This is a genomic window from Paraburkholderia dioscoreae (genome assembly GCF_902459535.1).
Lineage (GTDB): Bacteria > Pseudomonadota > Gammaproteobacteria > Burkholderiales > Burkholderiaceae > Paraburkholderia > Paraburkholderia dioscoreae.
In genome coordinates, this window is sequence record NZ_LR699557.1 from 50,506 (window position 1) to 64,284 (window position 13,779).

Consider the following 13,779-nt stretch of genomic DNA (forward strand, 5'->3'; position numbering starts at 1 on the left):
CTTTAGTACCGGTCACGGGTGGCCAGGTAGTCGGCGCCAAACTCGCTGATGAACAGCGAGAGAGCGTCTCCAACCTCGTGCGAGAACTTGAACTGCCATTTCTCGTTGTACATCACGATATCCACACCACGGAAACAGACCTTCTCGCGAGTCTCGAACTCGTAATCCGCCAGTCGCCCGTGCTTCAGCTCGGACGCAAGTACGTCAAAGCCGGCATGCGCCGCGAAAGCACTTAGGCCTCGCGACAGGCCTACGACGGTCTGCCCCGACTGGTACGTCGGTTTGCGGGCGCTGGACCGGTAACACGTCTCGCTCCAGATGCGAGCTTCGAGCACGATGGCGCTAGACGTCCGCTTGATCTCGGAGTTCGGGCGAATGTAGAACCCGTCGATGATCGACTTCGCCGCCTGAATCAGGCCGATTCGCTTGCCGGCGTCGCCGCTGTAAGTGCGCTCCAGATGAGTCCAGAACGCGTCAAAGTCGGGACACTTCCCAGCCCTGAGCGCCTCGTGAATGTCGATCGATGCGTTAGCGAGTTCCCTGCTGTCTTCGATCTCAAGCCGTCCGCCGGGAGGCGAAAAGCGTCGCACCGCCTCGCGGACAAGTACGTGAGCGAGTCGATTGCAGAAGTCGCTGAGTTCGCGTTCCGTCTTGTATTCGGATCGCGTCTCGGCAGCACAGTACGAATACTGCCCGTCAGGAGGAAAAAGCGCAGTTTCGGCCGCTCGCACTTCAAGATAAGCAGCGGCTGCCTTCGTCTGTGCATCCTTGAACTGCTGAACAAGTGCTGTGTACATGGTGTATCCCTCGTTGGATTTGACGGGACACCACGCCAGAGCGGGATGGATCCCGTCTGGGTTGAATGAGCGACCGCGAGAAGCAGCCGTCAGATGATTGCGCGGATGCGCGGTAGTCGATGCGCGTATGCGCGGGTGATGCGTAAACATACCGGCGCGCCGACGTGTCGGCCAAGGTTAATGGCTGCGTTTTGGGCCCGCCTCTTCGGAAAGCTCGACACAAGTTATCAACAGTTTCTGTGCGCAAAGCTGTGGATAAGCCGTCGCTGCGGGTCCGCGCCGGCGCGCTGCCTACGCAGCGACGACCCGGCGAATTCACCGGTCCGATTTCCCTGAATTCGACCGATCGGACCGGCAGCGTGTAACGCGTTACAGGTCCACCCGGAGAATGCTTGCGCTTTTGCTATGCCTTTCCGGGCACATCATTACTCCGCCCTTTCGAACCAGCATTCTCCAACGATCCTAATGCTCCGTTTTTCTCTCAGCTTTGCGCCCGCGCATGCCTGACGACTCGTCCGAAAATAGGCGCAGCGCCGCGCTCGCGGGCACGCTCAACATCGGTCATCATGAAACTCAGTCAACGCGCAACGCTTTCGATCCTCGCCATCGCCGTGCTTACTTCGGTTGCGACCATTGGCGTCGCCGGACTCCAACTGCGACCTCAACGCGCAGCAGCCGATGTGGTGATCGACACGGCAATTGTCTCCGAACTGACCGGCGTCTCTGACGCTATCAGGGATATGCCGGTAGCGCTACGCACCGGAGTTCTTGCGCGGCACGAGGTGCAATCGGAACAGGCACTCAATGAGTCGCTGAACGCGCAGAGGGCCAACCTCGCCACAGCGGAGCGCCAGCGTGCCAATGAGCTCGCATCCAGCGACAGGCGTTCGGCCTCGCTTATCGCGCTCGCCCTGTTCAACGCTTTCGCCACTGCACTCGGCGCGATCTCGCTCTTCGACGCGTATCGCGCAAAGCGCGGACACCCACCGTCTTGAACCGCATGCTGCAGACCAAAGAACAACTGCAACCCGCAACGGGCTATTGCATTGAGACGCGCGCCGTCGCGCTGTCAAATGGCTACTTTCCCGGCCTGGTGCTTGAGCGGACCTTTATCCAGAGGCACGTGGTCGAGGGCGTCACCTTTCTCGAATTCCAGAACGCGTCCGGCGTCCGCCATGTGATCGACGTCGCGACCATCGAGCGCATCGTTCCGCTCGGGCGCATGGCCCAGCGTGGCGACGCACTCAGGACCTCAGAGATTCAGCCATGACCACCATCGTCTTCGAATTCCTTGACACGACCCGCGGTCAGTCGGGCCCTTTCGGTCTCGCTGCGCTGGGCATGCCCGATTGCTGGATGGACGCTCTGATTGGCGACGGATATATCGAGCATCGGGACTACATTGCACCGGGCATTCTCCGGCGCGTCGTTGCCCGCTTCCCCACCCGGGACCATCGCGACCAGTTCGCATGCAGTGTCCGTCAGGTAAGCAAGCTGCTCGGCACTTACGCGTTCCGCGGCACCGCCGGCGTCGGCGTTCGCTGGTTTCAGAAGGATTAAACGATGACAGACGTCACGTTCGACGGATTGGTGACCTCGCTCGAAGAGGTGCAAGAGAACCCCGCACGCTTCGCCGCGCGACTTGAACGCGCAAAGCGCTCACCAGGCTTTGCCGAGTGTATCTGCCAGAGCGCGAGCGGGGGAAAGCCACTTCGGCTCGTCGTTCGCCGGTATGGCGCGCTCTTCCATCTCGCTCGCTGGCCGGAGGAAGGCACCCATCACAACTCGAAAACCTGCTCGTTCTTCGCCGAAGCGACCGAATCCGGCGCTTCCGCTGGCGATGAACAGGACGCGATCCGCAGTACGCCTGCTGGGCTGAATGCCAGACTCGACGTTTCATTGACCGTCCGGACTGTCGGCACGGTTAAGGCTGACGGCACGGCGAAAGCCGCCGGTCGGTCAACGTCTCGCCGCACGGCGCCCCTGCTCGGCTTCCTGCAACGTGTATGGCAGGACGCGGGCCTCAACCAGTGGTCCGGCGGGCTTCAGCGTAACTGGGGCACCTGCAGCTCACAGATTCTTGCCGTTCTTGGCGAGGGGAAGATCAACGGCAAGCCAATTCAGGATGTCGTGCATGTGATGCGCCGATATGAGGAAAGCGAACAGGCGACCATCAAGGCCGAGTTCGATTCCTTCCTCAACCGAATTCGCACAACCCCTACCGCATCAGATCGCGGCGTGGTCATCGCCGAGGTAAAGTCAATCGATCCCTCGAAGTACGGTTTCATCCTTCGCCTGCGCCAGACCTTCGAAACGTTCTACGCGTCGAAGCAGCTTGTCGAAAGTGCAGCCAGATCCTTCCGGCATGCGTGGCCAATGATTGGCAAAGCCGAGGCGCGTATCGTCGCCGTGCTCGTCATTGAGCGTACCAAGGACGACAACCTGCGCGCGATCGACCTCGCATTGCAACTCTGCAACCGTTCGTTCATTCCGTGTGACTCGAGCTACGAGGTAGACATGGCGAACCGGCTGGTGGAAGAGCGCCGACGCTTCCTGAAACCTATCCGTCGCGACGACGCAGATAAAATGCTGCCTGACTTCCGGCTGCTGGATACGACGCCACCCACCGCTATCGAGGTGTATGGCATGGAGTCGAACGATGCCTACCGCGCCCGCAAGACGGAGAAGCAGGCTCTGTATGCGCGGAGTAAAGAGCCGTGCGTCGAATGGGTCCCGCCTTCCCCGCTCGGCTCTGTCATGCTCCCACCGGCGACTTGACTTGCCGCCCAAGCCGATAGGTTGGGGCAGGCATAGCTCATAACCAGGATCGCAAAGATGGAATCGAATTCGTTTTTTCTGCGGCGCGCCGTAGCACGCGGCGCCGACTGGCACGTCAGTTATCCGGCCCTCTGTATGGCGAGCTCGACCGATCCGGTCGACGAACGCCGAAAGCAGATTGTCGTCGCGGCCGCGGATGACGCGACAATCCGAATGGCCTTTTTCAGTTCGTTGGGCGCGATCCTCGATTTCCGTGCGGCATGGACAGAGATGGATGCGGCTACGCGCGGCTGGCTTGCTTTCACAACCCGCTGGAACCGTTGGTGGCTGCCAGACGTCGCCGCGCTCGCCAGCATCGAACGCTATGCGCATGCGCCGACCGACGTGCGCCTCGCCGGCGGCAGCGCGAGCGTTGCGCCCCACGACACCGAAGCATTTCGTCGTTACCTCGACACGGTTGAGCAGCATTACCGGCGCGACGAGGCAATCTCGCGCGCCCTTTTCCCGGCTGAGGCCCCGTTCGCGTTGCACTCTGGTTGCCTCACCCCATAGACCACTCCCCTTGTTGAGCGACAGGCCATGAGCAGTGTTATCCCGTTCGCGCGCCTGCGCGTCACCACCGACAATCGCACCCACCGCCCCGGTGAATGCGCGCATCACAACATCAAGCTCGACTCGCGAGGCGGCATCGTCACCTGTCGCGATTGCGGCGCGTCTCTCTCTCCCTTCTGGGCGCTGACCATGCTCGCCGAACAGTACGAACTCGCGCTGGATCATGCAAGGCGGCTTGAGGACAGGCTTGCCCGCGCGGATTCCCGCATCCTCGAACTGTCAGCCGAACTTGACGGCCAGACACGGACAAAAGGGCGCTTAGAACCCGCGTCAACCTGAACTTGACTGGCCGTGCCTTCGTGGTCGAATGGTGAACCATCTAGCTCAGAAGGATCACCATGAAGCGCACGTTCGCCTGCGGTCATTCGGGCAAAGGCAAGTACTGCCACGCCTGCGACGCAACCGCAAAAGCCAAAGAAGAGGAACGTCTCGCGCGGCAAGAAAAACGGCTGTCAAAGGCCGAAGCCGCCTCCTCAGACCTCATCGACCTCTCCTGCGTCGATCATCTGGCCTCTGTTCAGAGAGAGGCCCGACTCGTATTGAGTAAGGTTCGCGACGGAACCCATCCGTGCGCGCTGAAGGGTAAGCCGATCCGGTCTTCCAACGGGCAGCTTTTCTCTGTACCGGTCGGCCACACGTATCGTCTGATGTTTGACGCCGCCTCATTGCGCCCTCTGCGGCTGCTATCCCACGAGGTGTATAACCGCGCCGTCGACACTTTCAGAGTCTGACTTGTCCCAATTAGTGCTTTTTTCTGTCGTTATGTGTCGTATCGCTGGTCGGTCAACATTACAATTGGCTAAGCCAAACTGATCCGACAAAAGCCCCATGACTGATGAACTCTACCCTTGCGCACACTGCGGCGGCAACTGGGCTTTCGGCTGGTCCCAACGGGTAACAGGAAGCCGGTCGAGGCCTTCCACCGAATTTCTGCAGATCGGCTCAAGCCGTGCGCCGATCATGAACGACATGGAAGCACGCTCGCTCTCCGAACCGCCGATGGAGCGCCTTTGCTGCATCGTCTGCGAGGACTGCGGGATGCAAACGCCATGGATAGTGATTGACCAGGACAAGAACGCCGCGCTCGACGAAGCGGGGAAGATCTGGAATCAAAGATTGAACCGGCCGGCGGCGACGGAGGGCGAACTACTTGATCTCGTGCGCAAAGAGGTTTCGCCGATCGACGCTCCGTACATTCTCGATCTGATGGCGCGCACCACCGAAGAGTGGGAGAAGCGAGGTCCCGTCTTTGCAATGCTCGCCCAGAAGGTTGTCGACGGAAAGATTACGACCCGCGATTTCTGGCCTATAGATCCCGTGCTCGAGGACGCCGCGCGCTATCGCACACTCCAGCAAATGGCCCGCTTCGTCTATATCGATGGCGTAGCGTCCGTCCAGTTCCCGCGGATCCCGGCGACGGGAGGTGACGAGGAATGCGCTTTTGAGACTCGCGTCTCCGCTGCCGTAGACGACTTGCCGGATCGCAGCCGCTGGTGACTTGACTTCCTGGGAGCCGCGCCATACTGGGCTCAACTCTCGCCAGATCGGTGAGCGAAACTACCGGAGAAAACATGTCCCCTGTCGAATACATTCGCGCCGCGTACCGCCACCGCGAAAAATTGATGCCGCAATTGATGACGCTTCTAGCCCTCGGCATTATCGTCACCTACCACGCGCTGACGAGCCCGGCGCTCAATTGGCTTTTACAGTGAGCGGCCTGTCAGGGCACCGCAGCCATGTACACGTATAACGCGTTAAAAGAGCGCGCCATACAAGCCATTGATTCTTATGTTTTTTCCAAATCACCAATTATCGACCAAGGGAATAATTGGTGATTCGCGTGTACAGGCACAGTAAGACAGGTGCAGAATCTTATCGCCGGGTTCACTCCTCCAAGAGCCTATAAAGCGCCTGACGGGAAATGCCCATTGCAGTGGCCGCGTGGGACTTTATCCCGCCAGCCATCGCGACGGCCTCCAGCGCCATTTCGCGTGTCAACGAGCGGTTCTTGCGCGCAGCCAGTGCGTTATGCGTTGACAGATAGGCGTTCGCCTTCGTTGCGCGGCTGTGTCCTGCTGCTTCGACAATGCGTTGCATCGCTTCCTTATGAGTACATCGGTCGACCCGCTCGACCGACTGCTTGATCGGCGCCTGTACTCCGGTCATTCGCTCGTACATCTGCTGCAGAAACTGGTGGCGCAGGCCGTGGCTTGTCACACCGAGCCCCGACTGCTGCACGCCATGCTTCGCAAGAACCTTGTAGTAGCGCCACTTCCACTGCTGCTTGGTCATTCCAAGGGGGATCGTTGAACCGGTCACCGGATTGGCCAATTTCGCCGCTTCCTCCAAGACCTCGTACTTGAACTCGATTGGCACAACGCGATCGCGGCCACCCTTCGTGCCTCGCGTGACGCTCAGTAGGTCCTGAACGCGCACTGCCTCACCGGGCCGCAAAAGAAAGCTTTCCTCAACACGCAGCCCAAAGGCCGCTTGCAGCTTGAGTTGCACCGCGACGCACGGCTCCGTCAGTTCTATCTCCGCAATCTTCGCAGCGGCATCGATCCCGTTGCCTTCCCACGACTTGTCTTTCAGCGCCACGTAGGAGCGAATCAGGCTGCAAGCTTCACGGTCGGCGTAATCGGCGAGCGTACCTACCAGATGCGGCTTCTTTATCCAGCTGGCCAGTGCGCGCAGATAGGTCAGCTTGTTCTCGATGGAGCCGCCGCTCAGCTTCTCCCTGATCCAGAACTCAACCAGAAATTTCACATGCTTTTGCTTGAGCGAGTAAGGCGACTGCAACGCGTAGCCGTTCTGCCGCAGTTCCTCGAACGAACGACAGATCTGCTGTGTCCTAACCGTCTGTGTCTTGATTGACAGCGACTTAGCGCTAACGCGCGTTCGACTGTGGACGCGGTTTACGTTATCAAGCAATAGTTGCTCGAGCGCCCCCTTGAAATCCGCAGGTAGCCTGTAATCCCGTAACACCGCGCGCACGTTCAATATCGCGGACATCCTCTTTCCTCGCTCGTTATGTAGTCCTACGTCCGAGAGTCGCAAGCCGCACTCTTAGTCTTCAATCCCGCGCCGCTTACACTGCACGGGAGCCTATCCCCTGGACTTCCTGTCGCGAACGCTCTGCGTACCCCGCCGGGCCCTGCCTTCCTGTCCTTTAGCGATTCCATTCGATCAGCCCCGCACGTGGAAGAAACGTGCATCGACCGTCCATCTGCTGTCTGCTGCCAGCCGCCACGCTTACGCGCGACTTGCCGCCTGCGAAACCTGCTGCTGTCGCGGACCCCGAACCGGACCTGCCTTTGCAGGATCCATCGTCGTTGACCGCATTTGCCGCTTTTCGCTGGTCGGGCTCAAGCGTTTTCACGCTTCGCGAACCCGGCTATGCCGACGCTCCGGCTACCGTGCCGGCCTCGACACGCTCTCGCGTGGCGGTGTGCGCCTGTCTCTCGACTCGCACGACTACGGCCAACTGCCCGGCAATACTTCTTGCGCCCTTCTCTTCTCCGGCTGCGCCCGCCGTTCGTCTTCCGTACAGGGATGTACTCGCCATGTCTGCGAGCACATACCCCCACCCCCAAGTCCGCTCAATCAGCCGCAGTGTGTCGGGCTTCATGTAACGGTCCCAGCTCCGTGTGCTGAAAGGGTGTGTCCATGCGATCTTGAGTCGTTGCCGTTGGTGCCGGAAGTGTCCGACTGTCCGGGCGGCAACTTGTCTCATATCGCAGATTCGGGCAAAACCGCCCGCTAACCCAATGGATATCGCGTGTCCGGGGTCCTCAGATTGCCCCGGGTTGCTCTTGATTTGTTTCAGAAAAAGGCCGCGTCAATTTGCGGCCTGTGACAGGAGGAGTTTTCGCCAGGCAAAGCGATCCCTTCAATGGTGAAACTCAGAGGTCGATGCGCGTGTTGCGCGGTGGGTAACGTAGAGAATAAACGCCGGCGTCGCTGTTAGGTATTCCTAAAGCTGCCTAAATGTTGCGAGCCTTACCTTCCTTGACTTTGCTCCCGGGCCGATAGAGTTGGACCGTCACACCCGGCCTTGGGGCCAACGTTGGCCCAAGCTCGGGCCAAGAGAAAGAGCATGTCATAAGGACAACGACAATTGGCCCGAACTTGGCCCCTGTTTGGCCCCAGCGGAAGTGACAACGTCCAACAACTCTGGAGAGAGTCAATGAAAGTATCAGTATTCGCAGTCGACGTCGGCTACGGCAACACCAAGAGCGCGTTCCGTATGGGTTCAGACATCGCCACACAGATGTTTCCGTCGGTGGCGCCGATTGCGGTGAGCGACGCAGTATCGAGCTACGGACAAGGCGTGCTGCACTCTCGCAAGGTGTTGCCAATTGAAGTGGACGGCGCGACCTACGAAATCGGTCCTGGCGTAGAACTGTCGTCGGCCTATGGCAACGCAGGCCGCACGTTATCGGAGGACTTCTGCCTCACGGCGAACTATGCAGCGCTACTCGGCGGCTCTCTGCAGTTTGCTGGCGTGACCGAGGTGGAGCGCATGGTGCTGGGGCTCCCGGTTCACACCATTAACAAGTTCTCGGCGCATCTGCGCGATGCTTTCACCGGTACGCTCAACTTCGGCCACGGCGACATCAGGGTTCACTCAGTCAAGGTTGTGCCGCAACCGCTCGGATCACTAGTCTCGTTCTCGGAATATGGTGGCAGCCGCTTTGATCGCGAGAACGCCCATATGGTTATTGACGTGGGCTACTTCACGACGGACTGGGTGGTCGCTCACGGCTTCACGATGAATGATCGCCGTAGCGGCGGCGCTCCGGGCGGGGCGTCTCAGGTCTACAAGAGCATTGCGTCGTTGATCGCAAAGAACGAGAAAGAGCCGGTCGACGACATCGAACGCATTGACAAGTGCCTGCGCGAGAAAAAGCCGCTCCTCTTCTACGGCAAGGACATCGACCTCCTCTCTTATCTGGAACAGTCCCAGGCCATCATCAATTCAACGGTCAAGGAAATGCAGAATCGCGTCGGGCGCACCGCGGATTTGCGCTCTATCGTTCTCACCGGAGGCGGCGCAGCTCTGTACGAGCCGGCGATACGGGCAGCATTCCCACGCGTTCAACTCGACGTGCTTGAGGCCCCCTGCTATGCCAACGCCAAAGGGTTCCTGATCGTCGGCGAAGCAACGCTTGCCCGCGAGCGTAAGGCGCTCGGAGTCGCTGCATGATTGGAAAGGCTGTGGTCAAAGTCACGCTCAACGAAGCGACGGACCCTGATCTCTTCGCCTACATCAAACAGTTCGACAACGAGCGCATGCGCGCCGGCGCCCTCAGAGCACTGGCGCGAGCGGCGCTCAATGGAGGGGAAGCGAGACGCGGCGGATCAACCGCCCCGTTGGACGCGCCGTTCGCGCGGACGACTGACGCGCCAACGCCCCGGCGCGTCGCAGACGTCACAGATGTGGTAGAAAGCGGTCCAGCACCTACCTTCTCAACTGGTGCCGCCTCGTTAGCCGCAGTGCAACCGATAGAACCGTTTGCCGTCGATCCGACGGTCACCGGCGCCAAGCGTTTCGACACGGACGCAATTGCCGACCAGTTCGCTGGTTTCTAGCTAGTTGCGGCCGATGGCCTTGACTTCGCGCCGCATTTGCGAAGATAGGTCATCGGTCTGCAATAGCAGGCCCCAACAGCAGGAGTAAAGCAATGGATCTTTTACACGTTCTCGCTAATGCGGACTGGACTCGCGCTACGCGCTTCTGGCTTCTTGTGGCAGCGGCCGTTGCTGCGTGGGAGTCGGCATATCATCTGCGCCGTGCGGCGCAGTCATGGCTTCGCAAGGACCGCGATCATGCTTGAGAAATTCCGGAACCTGGATCCGCTCGCACGCCGCGCAGTCATCGCCGCAGCGCTTTTCGGCCTGATCGGCATCGATGTCCTGTTGCCCAAATGTGATTTCACCGTTGCCGTCTTTATGGTGTGCGGCATCGGATTCCTTTGGGCGATTGGCATACTGCGTCCTTTCCTCTTAATGATGATGCTCCTCTTGAAGATTGTGTTCCGGATCAAGACCTCCCCGTGGTGACGCCCTTGATCCCCCCAATGTCAGGACGAAAAAAAACCCGGCCAGTGGCCGGGTTTTGTCGTCATGGGGTTGATTTAATGCAATAGAGCGATGCCTTCAGCTCGACCTTGATGGCGAACGCAATAGGACCACGCGTCGTCAAGCTCCACCCCAACCTTCTCAGGGGTCACGTTGCCGGTCTGACGTCGATCAATCACGTCGTAGGCCTGTGCGTCCGACTTTCCGACCCGTACAGAACCATTCCTGACTCCTGACGTAGCGATAATCTCGAACCGGCCAACAATCATCTTGAACATGCTTCTCTCCATGAGGAAAGCCCAGACGGATTGCGGCCCCGGCGGGGACGAATCCCCACCGGGCGGTTTAAGAACAACTATGAGCGGGCAGTCCCGCTGCTAATCAGATATGCAACGCGTCGGGCGTCCTTCCGATCCGAACCGGGACCGCAGGGACGCAAGGCTCCTTACGTGACGCCAGCCACTCGTCCGCAAAGTCCGTCCCCCGGACCTTCGGCCGATGGACGATCGCCGTGTAGCCGTCGGCGCGAAGACGCTTCGCGAGCGACAACGCCGCCACCACGCCTGGCGACTTTCGAGTCTTAGGATCTGCCGCATCGAAATCCGCAAAAATGTGAACGACTCGAATCCCGAGACCTTCCGGAACTACGAAGTCGGACAACAGAATGCGGTTCAGGCAATACCAGACGGGCACGCGGAACAGCATGTGCGCGCCGAGCACCGTTTCCAGTCCCTCGCCCACGCCAATCTCGCCATTGACTGGCTCCATCAGCCGGACTGCGCCGCCGTTGAGTCTGTTCAACGTCACCTCATTCATCTTCGAGGGCAGGACTTCCCCATCGTTAGTGATGATCGACGCCTTTGCAGGTCTCGACCGGTCAAGGAACGTCCGGTGTAGCGTGCCAAGGCGGCCATCGGGCAATGTGAATGCTGCCAGGATGCCCGGCCACTTTCCGATAACCTTTTTTTCGTGCCGGTAGTCGAGCATCGCCAGACGGAGAGCCGACGATGGCGCAACGTCAAGACCAGGAACGCGTGCTCGCAGGTAACGGCTTATCAGATCATCGCGACCGTTTGCGATGGCGCTGTCCCACATCGATTGAAGCCTTTTACGCGCCCACTCCGGGTCGGCCTTGCGGCCCGGTGCTGGCGCTTGACCCGATCGACTCCGCCCGCTGGGCACAGCGACAGGAACACCACCGTCGAGTTCCAGCATCAATTCGCGGAACGTGATTCCCGCGCTCTTGCAGATCAGCTCGAAGCCGTCGCCGGCTTTCATGCTTCCGTCGTTGCACTTGCGGCAAACCCAGTCGCCGCGCCCGCGCTTGTTGTCGTAGGTGAAGCGGTCGTTGCCGCCGCAGATGGGACACGGCGCGCCCTTTCCGGTCAATGACGTTGCGGGCACTCCGTACTTCTGGAGCAACGCAAGCCACTGTTCCGGGGACAGCTTGAGGTCCTTAACATTCATATGTCACTCCAGTAGTGGTGTGGTTGAGGTCGATGCCCTTACAGGCGATGAAACCGTTGCTCAAAAAAGCCGTCCATCACGCAGCGGTGACGGAATACGGCTTTTTTCAGCAAGGAAGGCGTTTCCTATCGGGGTTCCGGCCGGGACCGGGAAGGAGAAAAACTCACCTCCGTTGCCATGCCCATCCATAGGGACGGGCACAACAACGAAAGGTGAGCCGATACAGGATCGACGGTGAGTATTTTCGGGATCAACGGTGATGCAGAACGATCACTACTTCTTTGTGATGGACCACAGCCATTTGTCCCAGAGGATTTGCGCGCCGGAGGCATCCAGCTTCGGTTGCCCGCGTTTGTCGACTGCGGGAACCTTCGTCTTGCCGAGACGCCTGACTTCGACGCGATCGCCAAGGCGGCAGTGCGCTTCCGCTATCGCATCGCGCAGACCCTCCCCCTGCAACACGCTGGTCTCGCCGCGGTGTTCGAGCATTAGGCAGAACGCCTCGTACGTCTTGCCCGGGCGCTTGCCGTCCGGAAACTCACGTTCGCCCCACTCTTTCACCACGCCGAAGTGTGAACGCTCCGTCCGGCGTGCGGTCGGTGCCTTTGCAAGCGACGCCAAGGCAGGCGCTTCGTTGTCAATGTCAATTGTCGCGGGGCCAGGTGCGACGGGCGCTCGCGCGCGTGGCTGGATCTCTCTGGCGTCGGCTTCGACAGGAAATGGCGAAGCCGCACTCCTGATTGCTGCCGCGATCGCGTCCCGCAGTGAGCCTTGATGTTCGCTGACTACGGCCCAATGAGGCTCCAGTGACGGAACGAGTTTCATACCGACTGGCGTGTCGCGTAGCACGTAGTCAAACGCCGGCCGAAACTGGACGACAACATCGCCCTCATCCCGAAAGAGCCGCGCCTCGCCCGCTATCACTACCTGTCGTTCATTGCACCCGCCTTGCCCCACCACTATGGGTGCGGGCGCCGCTGGCGTTGACGGTTCGTTCCCGCCGACGCCAAAGATCCCCCCAAGGACTCTGGCAAATGTCGTTGTCGTCATTTCGGAGCTCCTACAGCAATGAGCCGAAGCAGTTACGACGGACGTCTTCCATGTCGCGCTTCAAAAGAGGATTGCTCACGATGACGTCCTGCAAGATCTCAGGATCGACGCCGTTGATGAGGCAGACGTACCGGTACGGCAAGGCGCCGTCCCAGAACTCCATCACCCAACCGAGCGTTGCGCGGTAGTCGTCAAGTTCGAGCTTTTTCCGGTTGCGAAGGCGGTCGCTCAGTAGCGTGCAGCAATCCATCAACGACTCGGGCATGTTGTCGCCACGGCGACTGTCCGTGGCAAGGTCCACCAGTGCGTCGACCATCTTGTCGCGCACCGCTTCGCTCCAGAACTGCGGATCAGGTAGCGGGTCAGGTTTGGGAGGTGCACTGGCAAGGATTGGCTGATCCCCGCCGAACATATCGAGTTGCCATGCCGTGATTTCGGTTTCCATGGGTAGTCTCCGGTGAACGGGAACCCATGCCCGCAACGGGTTGGTTCCCGTTGGGGTGAAGGTGCAAAGACGCCCGGAAGGGCATCTTTGCGGTCAGTGGCGGGCCGACTATTCGTCGGTGCCTGTCTTAAGCGGAACAACGACAGGTGACTTCGCGTACTGTCGTTTGATAGGAGTGACAGCCGCCGCCTTAACCGCTTCAGCCTGAGGCTGCGCAGTCGCGGAGGTTGCTGCTGTTGCATCGCTTGTTTCTTTTTCGTCTTTCATTGCGTTGCGAATCGATGCCTTGATCCACCGGTAGACAACGAACCCGACGAAAAGAGCAGCGAAGAATGAATGCGCCGCAAACCAAAGGCCAAAACACACAGCAAGGAACGACAACGGCGATTGGGTCGCCTTCATAACAAACTGCTTCGGCATTTTTCTCTCCAGAAAAATAACGCACTAGGGAATGTCCAGGCTGGAAGGCACTGGACCGTTTCGATGCTCAAACGAGCAGGGAAAACGGGCGCGCGGAGAGACGCTTTTCTCACGGCTCAGCAAGGCGTG

At 59.6% G+C, this 13,779-nt stretch carries 19 protein-coding genes; 12 read left to right on the plus strand and 7 right to left on the minus strand.

Annotated features, from left to right (window positions below):
* Positions 1–2 precede the first annotated feature (2 nt).
* The gene (locus tag PDMSB3_RS37520) at positions 3–947 is read right to left on the minus strand and encodes a hypothetical protein (RefSeq protein WP_232064491.1); all 945 of its coding nucleotides are present in this window, start codon (positions 945–947) and stop codon (positions 3–5) included.
* Between the two features lie 242 nt (positions 948–1,189).
* Here PDMSB3_RS37520 and PDMSB3_RS37525 point away from each other — a divergent pair, with 242 nt between their 5' ends.
* The 9 genes from PDMSB3_RS37525 (at position 1,190) to PDMSB3_RS37565 (ending at position 5,899) form a co-directional block, all read left to right on the plus strand.
* Positions 1,190–1,792, plus strand: a complete 603-nt coding sequence (locus PDMSB3_RS37525; RefSeq protein WP_165190381.1) for a hypothetical protein — start codon at positions 1,190–1,192, stop codon at positions 1,790–1,792.
* A gap of 5 nt (positions 1,793–1,797) precedes the next feature.
* Positions 1,798–2,067 carry a hypothetical protein gene (locus tag PDMSB3_RS37530; protein WP_165190383.1) on the plus strand — a complete coding sequence of 90 codons (270 nt, stop codon included), beginning with the start codon at positions 1,798–1,800 and terminating at the stop codon, positions 2,065–2,067.
* A complete protein-coding gene (locus PDMSB3_RS37535) occupies positions 2,064–2,357 on the plus strand; it encodes a hypothetical protein (protein ID WP_165190385.1) in 294 nt (97 codons plus the stop codon). The genes PDMSB3_RS37530 and PDMSB3_RS37535 overlap by 4 nt, the downstream gene beginning before the upstream one ends.
* A 3-nt stretch (positions 2,358–2,360) precedes the next feature.
* A complete protein-coding gene (locus PDMSB3_RS37540; RefSeq protein WP_165190387.1) occupies positions 2,361–3,575 on the plus strand; it encodes a DUF1173 family protein in 1,215 nt (404 codons plus the stop codon).
* A 57-nt stretch (positions 3,576–3,632) separates the two neighbouring features.
* Positions 3,633–4,127: a hypothetical protein gene (locus PDMSB3_RS37545; RefSeq protein ID WP_232064492.1), complete on the plus strand. Its 495-nt coding sequence runs from the start codon at positions 3,633–3,635 to the stop codon at positions 4,125–4,127.
* Between the two features lie 27 nt (positions 4,128–4,154).
* On the plus strand, positions 4,155–4,466 hold the full coding sequence (locus PDMSB3_RS37550) for a hypothetical protein (RefSeq protein WP_232064493.1): 312 nt from the start codon (positions 4,155–4,157) through the stop codon (positions 4,464–4,466).
* Between the two features lie 59 nt (positions 4,467–4,525).
* A complete protein-coding gene (locus PDMSB3_RS37555; RefSeq protein WP_165190389.1) occupies positions 4,526–4,918 on the plus strand; it encodes a DUF7682 family zinc-binding protein in 393 nt (130 codons plus the stop codon).
* Positions 4,919–5,015: 97 nt separating this feature from the next.
* Entirely contained in the window at positions 5,016–5,684 is a 669-nt protein-coding gene (locus PDMSB3_RS37560) for a Lar family restriction alleviation protein (RefSeq protein ID WP_165190391.1), read from the plus strand.
* Between the two features lie 74 nt (positions 5,685–5,758).
* A complete protein-coding gene (locus PDMSB3_RS37565) occupies positions 5,759–5,899 on the plus strand; it encodes a hypothetical protein (protein WP_165190393.1) in 141 nt (46 codons plus the stop codon).
* Between the two features lie 172 nt (positions 5,900–6,071).
* On the opposite strand, the gene PDMSB3_RS37570 is transcribed toward PDMSB3_RS37565, so the two are convergent.
* Positions 6,072–7,199 carry an integrase domain-containing protein gene (locus tag PDMSB3_RS37570; RefSeq protein ID WP_165190395.1) on the minus strand — a complete coding sequence of 376 codons (1,128 nt, stop codon included), beginning with the start codon at positions 7,197–7,199 and terminating at the stop codon, positions 6,072–6,074.
* A gap of 1,174 nt (positions 7,200–8,373) precedes the next feature.
* On the opposite strand from PDMSB3_RS37570, the gene PDMSB3_RS37575 reads away from it, so the two are divergent.
* From PDMSB3_RS37575 to PDMSB3_RS37585, 3 genes are all read left to right on the plus strand, one after another.
* Positions 8,374–9,393, plus strand: coding sequence for a PRTRC system protein D (locus tag PDMSB3_RS37575; RefSeq protein WP_165190397.1), 1,020 nt, complete (start codon positions 8,374–8,376; stop codon positions 9,391–9,393).
* The gene (locus PDMSB3_RS37580) at positions 9,390–9,779 is read left to right on the plus strand and encodes a hypothetical protein (RefSeq protein WP_165190399.1); all 390 of its coding nucleotides are present in this window, start codon (positions 9,390–9,392) and stop codon (positions 9,777–9,779) included. Before PDMSB3_RS37575 ends, PDMSB3_RS37580 begins: the two co-directional genes overlap by 4 nt.
* A gap of 237 nt (positions 9,780–10,016) precedes the next feature.
* Positions 10,017–10,250 carry a hypothetical protein gene (locus PDMSB3_RS37585; protein ID WP_165190401.1) on the plus strand — a complete coding sequence of 78 codons (234 nt, stop codon included), beginning with the start codon at positions 10,017–10,019 and terminating at the stop codon, positions 10,248–10,250.
* Between the two features lie 74 nt (positions 10,251–10,324).
* Here the strand turns inward: PDMSB3_RS37585 and PDMSB3_RS37590 are convergent, their stop codons facing one another.
* The 5 genes from PDMSB3_RS37590 to PDMSB3_RS37610 all read right to left on the minus strand — a co-directional run bounded on the left by PDMSB3_RS37590 (position 10,325) and on the right by PDMSB3_RS37610 (position 13,650).
* Entirely contained in the window at positions 10,325–10,546 is a 222-nt protein-coding gene (locus PDMSB3_RS37590) for a hypothetical protein (protein WP_165190403.1), read from the minus strand.
* 103 nt (positions 10,547–10,649) lie between these two features.
* Positions 10,650–11,735, minus strand: a complete 1,086-nt coding sequence (locus PDMSB3_RS37595; protein ID WP_165190405.1) for a DUF7146 domain-containing protein — start codon at positions 11,733–11,735, stop codon at positions 10,650–10,652.
* A gap of 273 nt (positions 11,736–12,008) precedes the next feature.
* Positions 12,009–12,785: a hypothetical protein gene (locus tag PDMSB3_RS37600; protein ID WP_165190407.1), complete on the minus strand. Its 777-nt coding sequence runs from the start codon at positions 12,783–12,785 to the stop codon at positions 12,009–12,011.
* Positions 12,786–12,795: 10 nt separating this feature from the next.
* The gene (locus tag PDMSB3_RS37605; RefSeq protein ID WP_165190409.1) at positions 12,796–13,230 is read right to left on the minus strand and encodes a hypothetical protein; all 435 of its coding nucleotides are present in this window, start codon (positions 13,228–13,230) and stop codon (positions 12,796–12,798) included.
* A gap of 108 nt (positions 13,231–13,338) precedes the next feature.
* On the minus strand, positions 13,339–13,650 hold the full coding sequence (locus PDMSB3_RS37610; protein WP_165190411.1) for a hypothetical protein: 312 nt from the start codon (positions 13,648–13,650) through the stop codon (positions 13,339–13,341).
* Positions 13,651–13,779: the final 129 nt, after the last annotated feature.

Coding starts and splice junctions, on each gene's coding strand:
- PDMSB3_RS37590 (WP_165190403.1), bottom strand. CDS start 10,546: ATGTTCAAGATGATTGTTGGCCGGTTCGAGATTATCGCTACGTCAGGA.
- PDMSB3_RS37610 (WP_165190411.1), bottom strand. CDS start 13,650: ATGCCGAAGCAGTTTGTTATGAAGGCGACCCAATCGCCGTTGTCGTTC.
- PDMSB3_RS37600 (WP_165190407.1), bottom strand. CDS start 12,785: ATGACGACAACGACATTTGCCAGAGTCCTTGGGGGGATCTTTGGCGTC.
- PDMSB3_RS37565 (WP_165190393.1), top strand. CDS start 5,759: ATGTCCCCTGTCGAATACATTCGCGCCGCGTACCGCCACCGCGAAAAA.
- PDMSB3_RS37580 (WP_165190399.1), top strand. CDS start 9,390: ATGATTGGAAAGGCTGTGGTCAAAGTCACGCTCAACGAAGCGACGGAC.
- PDMSB3_RS37520 (WP_232064491.1), bottom strand. CDS start 947: ATGTTTACGCATCACCCGCGCATACGCGCATCGACTACCGCGCATCCG.
- PDMSB3_RS37555 (WP_165190389.1), top strand. CDS start 4,526: ATGAAGCGCACGTTCGCCTGCGGTCATTCGGGCAAAGGCAAGTACTGC.
- PDMSB3_RS37530 (WP_165190383.1), top strand. CDS start 1,798: ATGCTGCAGACCAAAGAACAACTGCAACCCGCAACGGGCTATTGCATT.
- PDMSB3_RS37540 (WP_165190387.1), top strand. CDS start 2,361: ATGACAGACGTCACGTTCGACGGATTGGTGACCTCGCTCGAAGAGGTG.
- PDMSB3_RS37545 (WP_232064492.1), top strand. CDS start 3,633: ATGGAATCGAATTCGTTTTTTCTGCGGCGCGCCGTAGCACGCGGCGCC.
- PDMSB3_RS37595 (WP_165190405.1), bottom strand. CDS start 11,735: ATGAATGTTAAGGACCTCAAGCTGTCCCCGGAACAGTGGCTTGCGTTG.
- PDMSB3_RS37570 (WP_165190395.1), bottom strand. CDS start 7,199: ATGTCCGCGATATTGAACGTGCGCGCGGTGTTACGGGATTACAGGCTA.
- PDMSB3_RS37550 (WP_232064493.1), top strand. CDS start 4,155: ATGAGCAGTGTTATCCCGTTCGCGCGCCTGCGCGTCACCACCGACAAT.
- PDMSB3_RS37560 (WP_165190391.1), top strand. CDS start 5,016: ATGACTGATGAACTCTACCCTTGCGCACACTGCGGCGGCAACTGGGCT.
- PDMSB3_RS37585 (WP_165190401.1), top strand. CDS start 10,017: ATGCTTGAGAAATTCCGGAACCTGGATCCGCTCGCACGCCGCGCAGTC.
- PDMSB3_RS37575 (WP_165190397.1), top strand. CDS start 8,374: ATGAAAGTATCAGTATTCGCAGTCGACGTCGGCTACGGCAACACCAAG.
- PDMSB3_RS37535 (WP_165190385.1), top strand. CDS start 2,064: ATGACCACCATCGTCTTCGAATTCCTTGACACGACCCGCGGTCAGTCG.
- PDMSB3_RS37605 (WP_165190409.1), bottom strand. CDS start 13,230: ATGGAAACCGAAATCACGGCATGGCAACTCGATATGTTCGGCGGGGAT.